The organism is Limnohabitans sp. T6-5, from assembly GCF_003063315.1.
Classification (GTDB): Bacteria; Pseudomonadota; Gammaproteobacteria; order Burkholderiales; family Burkholderiaceae_C; genus Limnohabitans_A.
This window is the reverse complement of record NZ_NERV01000001.1, coordinates 550,935-563,912: the sequence shown is the minus strand read 5'-3', so window position 1 is coordinate 563,912 and position 12,978 is coordinate 550,935. Positions and strand designations below refer to the sequence as shown.

The 12,978-nt window shown below is 60.5% G+C and carries 12 protein-coding genes; 10 read left to right on the top strand and 2 right to left on the bottom strand.

Annotation, left to right across the window (positions count from 1 at the left end; all coding sequences use genetic code 11):
• The first annotated feature begins 203 nt into the window (after nt 1-203).
• From B9Z51_RS02270 to B9Z51_RS02245, 6 genes are all read left to right on the top strand, one after another.
• A complete protein-coding gene (locus B9Z51_RS02270) occupies nt 204-1,580 on the top strand; it encodes a homoserine dehydrogenase (protein WP_108371413.1) in 1,377 nt (458 codons plus the stop codon).
• Nucleotides 1,581-1,724: 144 nt separating this feature from the next.
• Entirely contained in the window at nt 1,725-2,822 is a 1,098-nt protein-coding gene (locus B9Z51_RS02265; RefSeq protein WP_108371411.1) for a BMP family ABC transporter substrate-binding protein, read from the top strand.
• A gap of 95 nt (nt 2,823-2,917) precedes the next feature.
• Nucleotides 2,918-3,487, top strand: a complete 570-nt coding sequence (gene dcd / locus B9Z51_RS02260) for a dCTP deaminase (RefSeq protein WP_108371409.1) — start codon at nt 2,918-2,920, stop codon at nt 3,485-3,487.
• Between the two features lie 54 nt (nt 3,488-3,541).
• Nucleotides 3,542-4,990, top strand: a complete 1,449-nt coding sequence (locus tag B9Z51_RS02255; protein ID WP_108371407.1) for a DEAD/DEAH box helicase — start codon at nt 3,542-3,544, stop codon at nt 4,988-4,990.
• Nucleotides 4,991-5,067: 77 nt separating this feature from the next.
• The gene (locus tag B9Z51_RS02250) at nt 5,068-7,269 is read left to right on the top strand and encodes a TonB-dependent siderophore receptor (protein WP_108371405.1); all 2,202 of its coding nucleotides are present in this window, start codon (nt 5,068-5,070) and stop codon (nt 7,267-7,269) included.
• Nucleotides 7,270-7,367: 98 nt separating this feature from the next.
• Nucleotides 7,368-8,234 carry an alpha/beta hydrolase gene (locus B9Z51_RS02245; protein WP_108371404.1) on the top strand — a complete coding sequence of 289 codons (867 nt, stop codon included), beginning with the start codon at nt 7,368-7,370 and terminating at the stop codon, nt 8,232-8,234.
• A 165-nt stretch (nt 8,235-8,399) separates the two neighbouring features.
• On the opposite strand, the gene B9Z51_RS02240 is transcribed toward B9Z51_RS02245, so the two are convergent.
• The gene (locus B9Z51_RS02240) at nt 8,400-9,521 is read right to left on the bottom strand and encodes an NADH:flavin oxidoreductase/NADH oxidase (protein WP_108371402.1); all 1,122 of its coding nucleotides are present in this window, start codon (nt 9,519-9,521) and stop codon (nt 8,400-8,402) included.
• A gap of 256 nt (nt 9,522-9,777) precedes the next feature.
• Nucleotides 9,778-10,488: a pseudouridine synthase gene (locus B9Z51_RS02235; protein WP_108371400.1), complete on the bottom strand. Its 711-nt coding sequence runs from the start codon at nt 10,486-10,488 to the stop codon at nt 9,778-9,780.
• On the opposite strand from B9Z51_RS02235, the gene yaaA reads away from it, so the two are divergent.
• The 4 genes from yaaA (at nt 10,487) to B9Z51_RS02215 (ending at nt 12,926) form a co-directional block, all read left to right on the top strand.
• Nucleotides 10,487-11,263: a peroxide stress protein YaaA gene (gene yaaA / locus B9Z51_RS02230; protein ID WP_108372651.1), complete on the top strand. Its 777-nt coding sequence runs from the start codon at nt 10,487-10,489 to the stop codon at nt 11,261-11,263. The two genes, B9Z51_RS02235 and yaaA, sit on opposite strands and share 2 nt — an antisense overlap.
• Nucleotides 11,260-12,105: an NADPH-dependent 7-cyano-7-deazaguanine reductase QueF gene (queF, locus tag B9Z51_RS02225; protein ID WP_108371398.1), complete on the top strand. Its 846-nt coding sequence runs from the start codon at nt 11,260-11,262 to the stop codon at nt 12,103-12,105. The genes yaaA and queF overlap by 4 nt, the downstream gene beginning before the upstream one ends.
• Nucleotides 12,106-12,191: 86 nt before the next feature.
• Nucleotides 12,192-12,443, top strand: a complete 252-nt coding sequence (locus B9Z51_RS02220; RefSeq protein WP_108371397.1) for a toxin-antitoxin system HicB family antitoxin — start codon at nt 12,192-12,194, stop codon at nt 12,441-12,443.
• Nucleotides 12,444-12,497: 54 nt separating this feature from the next.
• A complete protein-coding gene (locus B9Z51_RS02215; RefSeq protein ID WP_108371395.1) occupies nt 12,498-12,926 on the top strand; it encodes a PACE efflux transporter in 429 nt (142 codons plus the stop codon).
• Nucleotides 12,927-12,978: the final 52 nt, after the last annotated feature.

The following is a 12,978-nucleotide window of genomic DNA, read 5'->3' as shown; positions in this document are numbered from 1 at the left end:
GCTATTAATCTTGTGAGCATGTTCTGCGCTCAATCAGCGCGTGGCATGTCTTCATGGGTTTGTTTGCGTAAGTGGTTCAACATGATTACCACCACAACCAACGCGGCCACCTGAGTTCGCGCGGGTGGCCTTCCTGGCTGCCCCCTGGTGGATTTCCAAACAAACCAGCCCCGGCAGCTGGTTTCTACTGTTTGGAGATTTGCATGTTTCAAAATTCTTGTCCCTCTGTCTTGCCTCACGCTTGGGATTCCTCAGGCCTTGGCGCTTTGCGTGTGGGTTTGATTGGCACCGGTGTGGTCGGCTCTGGCACTTGCCAAGTGCTTGAACGCAATGCCGAATTGATTGCCCAGCGTGCCGGGCGGCGCATCCGCTTGGTCATGGCCGCAGCGCGCAACTTGCACAAGGCCGCGCAGGTGGTCGGGCCCGATGTGGCCTTGGTGCGTGACCCCTGGGTTTTGGTGAGGCACCCGGACATCGATGTGGTGGTGGAGGTCATGGGCGGTGTGGGTCTGGCCAAAGACTTGGTGCTGGAAGCCATCGCCCAAGGCAAGCATGTGGTCACGGCCAACAAGGCCTTGCTGGCCGAGCATGGGGCCGAAATTTTTGCCGCCGCAGATGCCTGTGGCGTGGTGGTGGCCTATGAAGCTGCTGTGGCGGTAAGCATCCCCATCATCAAGGCTTTGCGCGAGGGTTTGGCGGCCAACCGCATCCACGAGGTGGTGGGTGTTGTGAACGGCACGAGCAATTTCATCCTGTCCAAAATGCAGGACGAAGGCTTGGATTTTGCTGCGGCTTTGAGCCTGGCCACTGCGCTGGGTTATGCCGAGGCCGATCCGTCTTTCGATGTGGAGGGCATCGATGCCGCCCACAAAACCGCCTTGCTGGCGGCCAATGCTTTTGGGGCCGATGTGCCGTTTGGTCAGGTGCACGCGCAGGGCATCACGGCTTTGGACCCTTATGACATGGTGTGTGCCCAAGCGCTGGGCTACCGCATCAAATTGATGGGCATTGCCCGGCAAGTGGCGGATGCCATCGAGGTGCGGGTGCACCCGACCCTAGTGCCGCAGTCGCATTGGCTGGCCCAGGTGCAGGGTTCAATGAACGGCATCTGGGTGAACACCGATGCGGCAGGGCCGACCTTTCATTACGGTGCCGGTGCGGGTTCGCAGACCACGGCGTCTGCTGTGGTGGCTGACTTGATGGATGTGGCCCGTTGCGGTGCTGCGGGTGACGCCGGGCGGGCGGCGTTGCGAGTGCCGCACCGTTCTGTGAAAGCGAGTGCGGTTCGCCGCTGGCCCGTCCAACCCATTGGCCAGGTGGCCTCCAGGCATTACCTGCGGTTTGAGTGGGTGGATGACCCAGCGCTTCAAGCTGAATGGCCTAGGTGGCTGCAGGCGCATGGCGTAGAGGTGCAAGACATGTTGCAAGTGCCACACACGGATCAACCGCACCGCAAGGCTTGGGTGGCCTTGACGTCAAGCGTGCGGGGTGACGATTTGACCCGCGCTTTGGCCTTGCTGTCTCAGGGGACAGGCGGCCCCGCAGTCGCTGCAATTTATCGGGTGGAAGATTTGGCTTGAGCTGTTCTTGTGGGTGATGGATCGGCATGAGGCCCAATGAAAGGGCTGAACAAGGCCTTTATGCTCCAGTTAGAATCCCACCCCGAAGCCCGCTGCCCCGGCGGGCTTCGTTTTTTCAATCCCGGGGCCATGTAGAGGACTACCATGTATAAAAACCTCGCTGCCACGCTCGTGGCCGCCTGCTTTTTTCTTTCGGCCGCACAGGGCCAAATCTCAGCACAAACACCCAAACCATCCCCCGAGCCTATCAAGGCAGGTTTTGTTTATGTCTCGCCCATCACCGAGGCGGGCTGGACCAAGCAGCACGACGAGGGCCGCAAGGCGGTTGAGCGGGCTTTGGGCGATCAGGTCAAGACCACCTTTGTGGCCGATGTGGCGGAGGGCGCTGACGCGGAGCGCGTGATCCGCGATCTGGCCCAACAGGGCAACCAGATCATCTTCACGCCCAGCTTTGGTTACATGGAGCCCACGCTCAAGGTGGCCAAAGAGTTTCCAAATGTGAAGTTCGAGTCGGTCACCGGTTTCAAAACGGCCCCCAACGTGGCCGCGTCCAACGCCCGCTATTACGAAGGCCGCTATTTGGCAGGCATCGCCGCTGGGCGCATGACGAAGTCCAACGTGGCCGGTTATGTGGCGGGTTTCCCGATCCCCGAGGTGCTGCAAGGCATCAATGCCTTCACGCTTGGGATGCGCTCGGTCAACCCAAAAGCCACTGTCAAAGTGGTCTGGCTCAACGCCTGGTTTGACCCACCGAAAGAGCGCGAAGCGGCCATGGCATTGTTCAACCAGGATGTGGATGTGATCGCGTTCCACACCGGCTCCACCGCGGTGATGGCGGCGGCGCAAGAGCGCGGCAAGATGGCCGTGGCTTACCACTCGGACATGCGCAAGATCGGGCCGGATGCCCAAATCATCGCCGTGACCCACCAGTGGGGCGATTACTACACCGCACGCGTCAAGGCGGCCATGAATGGCACCTGGACTTCAGGCAGCGTGTGGGGCGGTGTCAAGGAAGGCATGATCCGCGTGGGCGACTTTGGCTCCAAGGTGCCCAAGAAGGTTCAGGATGAAATTGCAGCCAAGCAAAAGGCTGTCGGATCGGGCCAATTGCGGCCGTTCGCTGGCCCGATCTCGGACAACGAAGGCAAACTGGTTTTGCCCGCAGGCCAAAGCCTGAGCGATGCCCAGATCCTGAACATGAACTACTTGGTGCAGGGCGTGGTGGGGCGCATCAGCCGCTGATCACACGGCTTGGCGCCTGACGGGTGGTGCTGGTCGTCTCCAGCCAGGGGTTGGCGGAGACCCTAAAATAAGAAGATTTGACTTAAAGGCACACCATGAGCATCAAGAGCGACAAATGGATCCGCCGCATGGCCGAAGAGCACGGGATGATCGAGCCCTTTGAGCCCGGCCAGATCCGTCAAAACGCGGCCGGTCAGAAAATCGTGAGCTACGGCACCAGCAGTTACGGCTACGACATCCGCTGCGCGCCCGAGTTCAAGGTGTTCACCAACATCTACAGCACGGTGGTGGACCCAAAAAACTTCGATGAGCGCAGCTTTGTGGACATCGAAGGCGATGTCTGCATCATCCCGCCCAACAGTTTCGCACTGGCGCGCACGGTCGAATATTTCCGCATTCCGCGCAATGTGCTGACCATTTGCCTGGGCAAAAGCACCTACGCCCGTTGCGGCATCATCGTCAACGTGACACCTTTTGAGCCCGAGTGGGAGGGCTACGTGACCCTTGAATTCAGCAACACCACGCCCCTCCCCGCCAAGATTTATGCAGGCGAGGGTTGTGCCCAAGTGTTGTTCCTGGAGAGCGACGAAGTGTGCGAAACCAGCTACAAAGACCGGGGCGGCAAGTATCAGGGCCAGGTCGGTGTCACGCTGCCCAAAACCTGAGGTCCAAAACCCGTTTTTTGGCCTGTCAGCCCAAAATGCGACAATAGCGGGTTAATGACCGACTCTTTTTCCAATTTATCGCTGGCGCCCACGCTGGCACGAGCCGTAGCCGAAATGGGCTACGAATCCATGACCCCTATCCAGGCCCAAGCCATTCCGGTGGTGTTGACAGGCCAGGATGTCATGGGCGCAGCCCAAACAGGCACAGGCAAGACGGCGGCGTTTTCGTTGCCTTTGCTGCAGCGCCTGCTCAAGCATGAAAACCCCTCTACCTCGCCCGCCCGCCATCCGGTGCGCGCTTTGGTGCTGCTTCCCACGCGTGAGCTGGCCGACCAAGTGGCCCAACAAATCAAGATGTACGCCAAGTACACCCAGCTGCGCAGCGCGGTGGTGTTTGGCGGCATGGACATGAAGCCCCAGACGCTGGAGCTGAAAAAAGGCGTTGAGGTGCTGGTGGCCACGCCAGGCCGTTTGTTGGACCATATCGAAGCCAAAAACGCGGTGCTCAACCAAGTCGAATATGTGGTGCTGGACGAAGCCGACCGCATGCTGGACATCGGCTTTTTGCCCGACTTGCAGCGCATCTTGAGCTATCTGCCCAAGCAACGCACCACGCTGCTGTTCTCTGCCACTTTCTCGCCTGAAATCAAGCGACTGGCTGGCAGCTACCTGCAAAACCCCATCACCATCGAAGTAGCCCGTCCCAACGAGACCGCCTCCACGGTGGAGCAGCGTTTTTACGCCGCGCAAGACGACGACAAGCGCCGCGTGATCCGCAAAGTGCTGGACGACCGGGGCATCAAGCAGGCGTTCATCTTTGTGAACAGCAAGCTCGGCTGCGGCCGCTTGGCCCGTTCGCTGGAGCGTGAAGGCCTGCGCACTGCCGCTTTGCACGGCGACAAGAGCCAGGACGAGCGCCTGAAAGCGCTTGAAGCCTTCAAACAAGGCGAGGTCGATTTACTGGTGTGTACCGATGTGGCCGCACGCGGTCTGGACATCAAGGATGTGCCTGCGGTGTTCAACTTCGATGTGCCTTTCAACGCCGAAGACTACGTGCACCGCATTGGCCGCACCGGCCGCGCCGGGGCTTCCGGCTTGGCCGTGACTTTGGTCAGTCCTTCCGACACGCGTTTGGTGGGTGACATTGAAAAGCTGATCAAGAAAAAGCTGGAGGTCGAAACCCTGCAACTGGACACACGGCCCGCAGCCCCTTCCGCAGGAAAATGGGGCGAGCGCCCCGAAGACAGGCCCCGTGCGCGCCCCTACGAAGGCCGTCGCCGCGAAGAGTTTGATCCGCGTGATGCACTCGAATCTCCGCGTCGTGGGGGCTTCCGGCCCGCGCCGGTCAGCCGTGATCCGTTTTTTGAAAAACCCTACGAGGCCCCGCAAACCGATGTGGCGCCCAGCTGGGAGCCCAGCGGCCCCAAGCCCGTGCGCTCGTCAATTTCGGCCAACATCAAGCCCAAGCGCAAGGTGGCAGCCTTGTTCAAATCGGGCGATTGATCTTTTGGCGGAGCTCCGGGGCATGGTCTTTACCCGGGCTTCAAGAAACTGACTTGAGGCGCTGTCAAAATCGGCACATGCGCTCTCAAATTTTGCCCACCATTCCCCGCGTCGTTCGGCCTGCCTCCTGGACTTTGACGCCCGTATCTCGTTTGTTGTTGGCCGCCAGTTGCGGGGCCACGTTTTTTCCGAGCTGGGCGCAGGCACAAACGGCTCAACCAAGTACCCCCGCCACCGATCTGGGCCGGATTGAAATCCGCGGCAACCGCGACAACGACACGGAAGTTCGCCGTGAGTCCACCGCTGCCAAGATCGTGATTGGTCGTGAAGAAATCGAAAAACAAGGCGATGCCACCCTGGGTGAGGTGCTCAAGCGTCTGCCTGGCGTGACCCTTGGTGGGGCACCTGGGCGGGGTGGGGCGATCCGCATGCGTGGCCTGGGCGGCGGTTATACCCAGATCCTGATGGACGGCGAGCGTGTGCCGCCGGGCTTTTCCATTGATTCGCTCACGCCTGAGCAGGTCGAGAAGATCGAAATCATGCGGGCACCCACAGCCGAAACGGGAGCCCGTGCGATTGCAGGCACCATCAACATCGTTTTGCGTGAGGGGCAAAAGGCCAACCCCGATGATTTGAAGATCACACGCACCCAGGAGCATGGCGAGGGCTCGTCTCAAGTCAATTGGGTGCACAACCTCAAGACCGAGCCCCTGGGGGGCACCTTCACTTTGTCGGCCATGGACCAGTACCGCCCCGACGAGAGCCACACGCTGACCGAGACCGATACAGGCGATGAGCGTCAAAAAGATGTCAAGGCTGTCGGGCATCGAAAGGCGATTCACGCCAATGCCCGTTTGCAATGGCGCGGCGAGCAGGGCAAAACCCTGACGCTCACGCCTTTTCTGATCTATTCGGAGTACGAGGCGCTGGGGCAGATCCAGTCGCGGCAGTTGTCGGGGCCTTCGGTGCTGCTGTCTGACAGTGCCAACACCAGAAACCGCAGCATATTTTCCATGGGGCGTTTGAATGGTCAGTGGGCGCAGCGCCTCTCGGCCGATGACCGTCTGGAAGTGCGTTTCGGGGTGGGGCAGTCCAAATACGATTACCGTTTCGACCAGACCGGTGCGACCACGCCTTTGTTGCTCAATACCTTTGAGACACAAAATTTTGTGGACAAGTCCTACAGCCTGAACGGCAAATGGACCCGCGCCATGGAAAACGGCCACCAGGTCGTCAGCGGGCTGGAGCTGGAAGGCGTGCGACGTGTGGAGGCGGCCAATGCCGCAGTATCGGAGGACGGCGGCGATTTGCAGGCGCGCACCTTCCGCTGGGCTGGCTACACGCAGGACGAATTCAAAATCAACCCCAATTGGTCAGCCCATGGTGGCTTGCGCTACGAGTCGATCTTGACCGAGGGCACCAACGAGCAGGGCTTCAAGTCCAACCACAGTGCGGTTTTGACGCCCTTGCTGCATGCAGTCTGGAAGCCCGATGCCGACAAGCGCGACCAGGTGCGCATGAGCCTGACGCGCAGCTACAAAACGCCCACGCTCTACAACCTGGTGGCGCGCTATGTGCCTTCGCGTGAGCCCAACAGCCCGACCCGACCCGATCGCGTGGGTAACCCCGATTTGCGTCCAGAGTTGGCTACGGGCGTGGATGTGGCTTTTGAGCGTTATCTGGCCAGCGGCGGTGTTTTGAGTGCCAATGTGTTTCGCCGCAACATCAGCGATTTGATCCGTTACACCACGGCGCTGAACACCAGCACCAACAAATGGGTCTCCACGCCCATGAATGTGGGCGATGCCGTGACGCAAGGCCTGGAGTTGGAGGCCAAGTTCCGCCTCGACCAGGCCTGGACGGACGCCTTGCCAATCGACATTCGCAGCAATGTGAGTTTTTTCCATTCCAAAGTGTTGCAGGTGCCAGGCCCCAATAACCGGCTCGATCAGCAACCGAGCATGACCGCCAACTTCGGCGGCGATTACCGCTTGCGCAGCTTGCCCTTGACGCTGGGGGGCAACTTCAATTGGAACCCCGATTACGACACCCGCCGCAGTGATCAGCAATGGGCCTATCAGGGCACCAAGCAAGTGCTGGATGTGTATGCCTTGTGGAAAGTGTCTGCCGCGACAGGTCTGCGCCTGACGGTGAGTAACCTCACGCCGCGTGACTACATCACCGGCACGAGCTATATCGGACACAGTGTGTCCGAGGTGGCCCGCACCACCACGCCCAATTGGCGCATGGTCCAGCTGCGCCTGGAAATGAAAATTTGACAGCGCTGCGGGCAGTGTCTTTGTGACTGTCTCGCATTGGGCAGGCAGGCTGCAGGCGATGTGACAAGATGGCGGACCGACTTTTCAGGAGACTTTTCATGGCCCTCAAAGACGCCGCCTGGCATGACCGCATGTACAACAACCGTGCACTGGTGCCGGATTTTGCGGACCACTTTGCGCATTGGATGAACGCCTCGGCCCAGGCCCGTGAAGCCCTTGAGTGCACACTCGACGTGCCTTACGGGGACGGGCCGAAGGAAACGCTGGACATCTTCCCTGCAAAGAAAAAAGACGCGCCTGTGGTGATATTCATTCACGGCGGCTACTGGCGCAGCCTGGACAAAGCAGACCATTCTTTTGTGGCCCCCGCATTGCATGACATGGGTGCTTGCACGGTGGTTGTCAATTACGCACTTTGCCCAGGCACTGAAGAGCAGCCCGTCACCGTGCCCGACATCGCCTTGCAGATGGCCAAAGCCACGGCTTGGGTCTGGCGGCACATTGCGCAATACGGCGGTGATCGCGACAACATCACTGTCATCGGGCATTCGGCAGGCGGCCATTTGGCGGTCATGTTGCTGGCGTGCAACTGGAAGGCCGTGGGCCGAGATTTGCCAGCAGGCCTGGTGCGCAAGGCCCTGTCAATCTCCGGCCTGTTTGATTTGGAACCGGTGCGCAAAACGCCTTTTGTACAGGCGGATTTGCGCATCACCCCCGCCCATGTGCGCATGGCCAGCCCTGCCAGATGGCAGCGCCCTCGCAAAGGCGTTCTTTACACGGTGGTGGGTGCTGACGAGAGCCCGGAATTTTTGCGGCACAACCGCTTGATTCATCAAGCCTGGGGGCCGAAGACGGTTCCGGTGTGTGAAGACTTGCCGGGCCAGAACCACTTCAGCGTGGTCACCGAATTGACCAAACCTGGCAGCCGATTGAACACCTTGGCGGGTGAATTGATCCGTCTTTGAAAAAATCACGCCCTGGCTGAAGCTACCGACTAACTGGACAGTCTTGTAGGTCGGCACCTTCAGCTCCGACGTTTTTGGCTTTGGCGCAGGCCCATGTCGGGGCTGAAGCCGCCGACCTACGGGTATCGCCTTGGAGGTCGGTACCTTCAAGTCCGACGTTTGTCGTCAACGCATGCCGATCTTGACATCGCCAAAAATGCCAGCGGCCTCGCGGGGCAGGCAGCGCCAATAGGCTGACTGGGCCTTCACCTGGCCGCCCAGTGCGGCGGCGGCTTCCCAGCCCCAGCGGGGCTTGTACAGGAAGGCCCTGGCCAAGGCCACCAGGTCGGCATCACCGCGCTGCAACACGGCTTCGGCCTGTGCTGGCTCGGTGATCATGCCTACGGCAAAGGTGGTCAGCCCCGAGCGTTCCTTGACGGCTTTGGCCAGGTGCACTTGGTATTCGGGGCCGACCGGGATTTTTTGCAGGGGCGACACCCCGCCGGACGAAATGTGCACAAATTGCGCACCGGCCTGCTTGATCTGGGCGGCCAGTTCGCATGTTTCGTCAATCGTCCAGCCGCCCTCGACCCAGTCGGTGCCCGAGATGCGGATGCCCAGCGTGCCGCTGAAGGCTTGGCGCACGTCATAGAACACCTCCATCACAAAGCGGATGCGGTTCTCAAAGCTGCCGCCGTAGGCGTCGGTGCGCTGGTTGGACAGGGGTGACAGGAACTGGTGCAGCAGGTAGCCGTGCGCAGCGTGCAGCTCCAGCGCCTCGATGCCCATGGCTTGCGCTTGCTTGGCGGTGTAGATGAAATCCTTTTTGACCTTCTCCAAATCGGCCAGCGACATGGCGGTTGGCGGAGCTTCTTGCGGCAAATGGGGCAGGGCGCTGGGGGCCAGCGGCTGCCAACCGCCGTTTTGCGGCTTGATCAGCATGCCGCCGTTCCAAGGCTCGGCGCTCGACGCTTTGCGCCCTGCATGGCTGACCTGGATGCACACAGGCATCTGAGGCGCCAGCCGCCGGGCGCGTTGGAGCTTGTCGCTCAAGGCTTGCGCCGTGGCGTCGTCCCACAGGCCCAGGCAGCCAGGGCTGATGCGGCCTTCGGGCGAGATGGCCGTGGCCTCCAGGGTCAGCATGCCCGCGCCGCTGTTGAGCAGGTTGGTCCAGTGCGTCAGGTGCCAGTCGTTGGCTTGGCCGTCAATCGCTGAGTACTGGCACATGGGCGCGATCACTATGCGGTTGGGCAAGGTGAGCGGGCCAGCTGGTGCTTCGAAGGTGAAAGGCGTGAAAAGCAGGCTCATGAAATGGGTCGTCGCGGTTTGTAGAAGCTTGGCGCACGATATCGTCCGAGTTCGGCATCTTATGGAAAACCGAGCCGAACGTTATCCGTTGGGTGACAACCGCCCCCGCTGTGGGGATTTACCCTTGTGGGAGCGACGCCCACGTCGCGAAAAGCCTTGCGCACCACCACCCATCGCCCCGAGGGCGGGGCTCCCACAAAAATGGGGCGCAGTACCCATGTGGGAGCGACGCCCCCGTCGCGAAGGTTTTCAGAATTCAGCCGTATGCCCGCATGGCAAAAGCATCCCAAACCGCCCATTCGCTGGGCAGCGGCGCTGCCAAACGCAACTGCTGCCCGCTGACCGGGTGCGGCAATTCCAAGCTTTCAGCGTGTAGCCAGAGCCGCTGCAGCCCAAGTAACTCAGCCACCGCCCGGTTGAGCGGCCCCTTGCCGTGCGTCGCGTCGCCAATGATGGGGTGGGCGATGTGCTTCATGTGGCGGCGCAGCTGGTGGCGACGGCCCGTCAGGGGTTGGAGCTGCACTTCGGCCCAGCGCAGGCTGGCAAAGTCGCCCTGTGCAATGGGCAGCTCGCCCCGGCGCAGCGTGGTGTAGCGCGTTTGGGCGGGCTGGATTTCTTCGCGCTCGGTGCGCATGTCGTCGGGCATGCGCTTCAAGGGGTGGTCAATCAGGCCTTCGTCCAAGGGCCAGCCGCGCACGATGGCGCGGTACTCCTTGTGCAGGCCATCGCCGGTTTCAAAAGCCTGCCCCAGCGTGCGGGCCACCTCGGCACTCAGGGCAAACACCAGCACGCCACTGGTGCCTTTGTCCAAGCGGTGCACGGGCCAGACGTGTTGCCCGATTTGGTCGCGCAGGGTTTGCAGCACAAAGCGGGTTTCACCCTTGTCGAGCGGCGTGCGATGCACCAACCAGCCGGCGGGTTTGTTGACGATGGCGAGATAATCGTCCAGGTAAAGGATGTCGAGCATGTTGTTCTTATTGTCACCCGCCAAATCTCTGGATTACGAAACCCCCGCCGCAGGCGTGCCCCACACGCTGCCCCAGTTCGTGCCGCAATCGCAGGCCCTGATCGAGGTGCTGCGCCAGAAGTCGCCCCAGCAAATCGCCGAGCTGATGGACTTGTCCGACGCGCTGTCGGCCCTGAACGTGGCCCGCTACGAAGCCTGGACGCCCAAGTTCACCGCCAAGAACGCCAAGCAAGCCGTGCTGGCCTTCAATGGCGATGTGTATGAAGGCCTGGACGCCAAGACCTTGTCAGCGCAAGACCTGGAGTGGGCGCAAACCCATGTGGGCATTTTGAGTGGCTTGTACGGCGTGCTGCGCCCGCTGGACTGGATGCAGCCCTACCGCCTGGAAATGGGCACCACGCTGCAAACCGACAAGGGCAGCAACCTCTACAAGTTCTGGGGGCCGCAAATTGCCGAGTACCTGAACGCCCAGCTGGCCAAAGACAAAACCCCGGTCATCGTTAACCTGGCATCGCAGGAGTACTTCAAGTCGGTGGACCGCAAAACCCTCAAGGCACGGGTGATTGAATGCGTGTTTGAAGACTTCAAGGGTGGCAAATACAAGATCATCAGCTTCAACGCCAAGCGTGCGCGGGGCTTGATGGCGCGCTATGCCATCCAAAACAAGATCACCCACCCCGAAGGCCTGCTGGGTTTTGATCTGGAAGGCTACGCCTACGACCCCCAGGTGTCCGAGCCGGACCGACTCGTTTTCCGTCGCAAGGTGCAAGCATGAATTCGCCAGAACAATCGCAGTTGGGCAAATCCAGCGCCTATGTGGACCAGTATGACGCGGGTTTGCTGTTCCCCATTCCCCGTGCCACCAAGCGTGCAGAGATCGGTGTCACCGGTCAGCCCGTGTTTTTTGGGGCCGACTTGTGGACCGCGTTTGAGCTGTCATGGCTCAATACCAAGGGTAAGCCGCAAGTGGCGCTGGCGCACATCACCGTGCCCGCCGAGAGCACACACATTGTGGAAAGCAAATCCTTCAAGCTCTACCTCAACAGCTTCAACAACACCCGCTTGGAAAGCGCTGACGCAGTGCGCGACATGATTCGCCGCGACATCAGCGCCGCCATCTGGCACGGCGGCGCGGTGCAAGCCAGCGTGGGCGTGAAGCTGCTGCTGCAGGAACAGTTTGACGCCGAACCTGTGCACGAACTCGACGGCTTGAACCTGGACCGCATGGACATTGAGTGCACGCGTTACGAGCCCGCGCCGGACCTGCTGAGCGCCAACGCCGAAGAACTGCCCGTGACCGAAACCCTGGTCAGCCACTTGCTCAAAAGCAATTGCCTGGTCACCGGCCAGCCCGACTGGGGCAGCGTGCAAATCACCTACAGCGGCCCGCAGATCGAGCAAGCGGGCTTGCTGCAATACATCGTGAGCTTTCGCAACCACAACGAGTTCCATGAGCAATGTGTCGAACGCATCTTCATGGACATCTGGACCCGCTGCCAACCCACTCAGCTCACGGTGTACGCTCGCTACACCCGCCGCGGCGGGCTGGACATCAACCCGTGGCGCACCAGCGCGCCGGGCAAGTTGCCACCCAATGTGCGCACGGCGCGGCAGTGAATTGGGACTCATGGTCACGGGACAGCATTTGAGCAAGTTTGGCATCGGTGTCATGACACCACGGCAATTTTTTCAAGGAGCCTGATATGGGAACTCAAAGCAATTACGCACTGCGTTTGCCGCTGTCACTGAAGGCAGGGGCAGAACAAGTAGCCCGTGAAGACGGCACAACCTTGAACCAATTCATTGTGAGTGCCGTGGCAGAAAAGCTATCGGCCATGAAAACGGCCGACTACTTTGCTCAACGTGCCCAACGTGGCGATGTGAATGCCGCACTGGCATTCTTAAGCCGTCAAGGCGGGCAAGCGCCTGAAGAGCAGGACGTGTTGTCTTCTTGAGGCCTGCAACGCCTAGCCGCCCACCTCACCGCACTCATCACCCCGTTCCCCAACATGTCCCCCACCACCCGCCGCGTGCTTCAGGCCCTTTTGTACGAGGCCATTGCCATCGCCGTGGTCGGGCCGGTGTTGAGTCTGGCCTTTGACAAGTCGCCTGCCTCCACATTCGGCCTGGCGGTTGTGTTGTCGAGCATTGCACTGACGTGGAATTACGCCTTCAACTGGCTCTTTGAGCGCTGGGAGTCGCGCCAATCCGTGCGCGGCCGTTCCTTGGTCAGGCGGCTGGCCCACGGGGCCGGTTTTGAAGGTGGCTTGGTGATCATTCTTTTGCCCGTCATGTCGCTGTGGCTGGACATTACGCTCACCGCTGCCCTGGTCGCCAACCTGGGTCTGCTGGCGTTCTTTTTCTTTTATGCCATCGCCTTCACCTGGTGCTTCGACCGGGTCTTTGGCTTGCCCGCATCTGCGCAGGCGGGCGATTAAAACCGGGGCTGATGATCCGATTTTCCTTCTATTCATATCATAAATTGATATG

Bases quoted from the DNA above. Each gene is read 5' to 3' on its own strand.
- B9Z51_RS02250 (WP_108371405.1), top strand. From the start codon at position 5,068: ATGCGCTCTCAAATTTTGCCCACCATTCCCCGCGTCGTTCGGCCTGCC.
- B9Z51_RS02265 (WP_108371411.1), top strand. From the start codon at position 1,725: ATGTATAAAAACCTCGCTGCCACGCTCGTGGCCGCCTGCTTTTTTCTT.
- B9Z51_RS02245 (WP_108371404.1), top strand. From the start codon at position 7,368: ATGGCCCTCAAAGACGCCGCCTGGCATGACCGCATGTACAACAACCGT.
- B9Z51_RS02215 (WP_108371395.1), top strand. From the start codon at position 12,498: ATGTCCCCCACCACCCGCCGCGTGCTTCAGGCCCTTTTGTACGAGGCC.
- B9Z51_RS02220 (WP_108371397.1), top strand. From the start codon at position 12,192: ATGGGAACTCAAAGCAATTACGCACTGCGTTTGCCGCTGTCACTGAAG.
- B9Z51_RS02235 (WP_108371400.1), bottom strand. From the start codon at position 10,488: ATGCTCGACATCCTTTACCTGGACGATTATCTCGCCATCGTCAACAAA.
- dcd (WP_108371409.1), top strand. From the start codon at position 2,918: ATGAGCATCAAGAGCGACAAATGGATCCGCCGCATGGCCGAAGAGCAC.
- B9Z51_RS02255 (WP_108371407.1), top strand. From the start codon at position 3,542: ATGACCGACTCTTTTTCCAATTTATCGCTGGCGCCCACGCTGGCACGA.
- queF (WP_108371398.1), top strand. From the start codon at position 11,260: ATGAATTCGCCAGAACAATCGCAGTTGGGCAAATCCAGCGCCTATGTG.
- B9Z51_RS02270 (WP_108371413.1), top strand. From the start codon at position 204: ATGTTTCAAAATTCTTGTCCCTCTGTCTTGCCTCACGCTTGGGATTCC.
- yaaA (WP_108372651.1), top strand. From the start codon at position 10,487: ATGTTGTTCTTATTGTCACCCGCCAAATCTCTGGATTACGAAACCCCC.
- B9Z51_RS02240 (WP_108371402.1), bottom strand. From the start codon at position 9,521: ATGAGCCTGCTTTTCACGCCTTTCACCTTCGAAGCACCAGCTGGCCCG.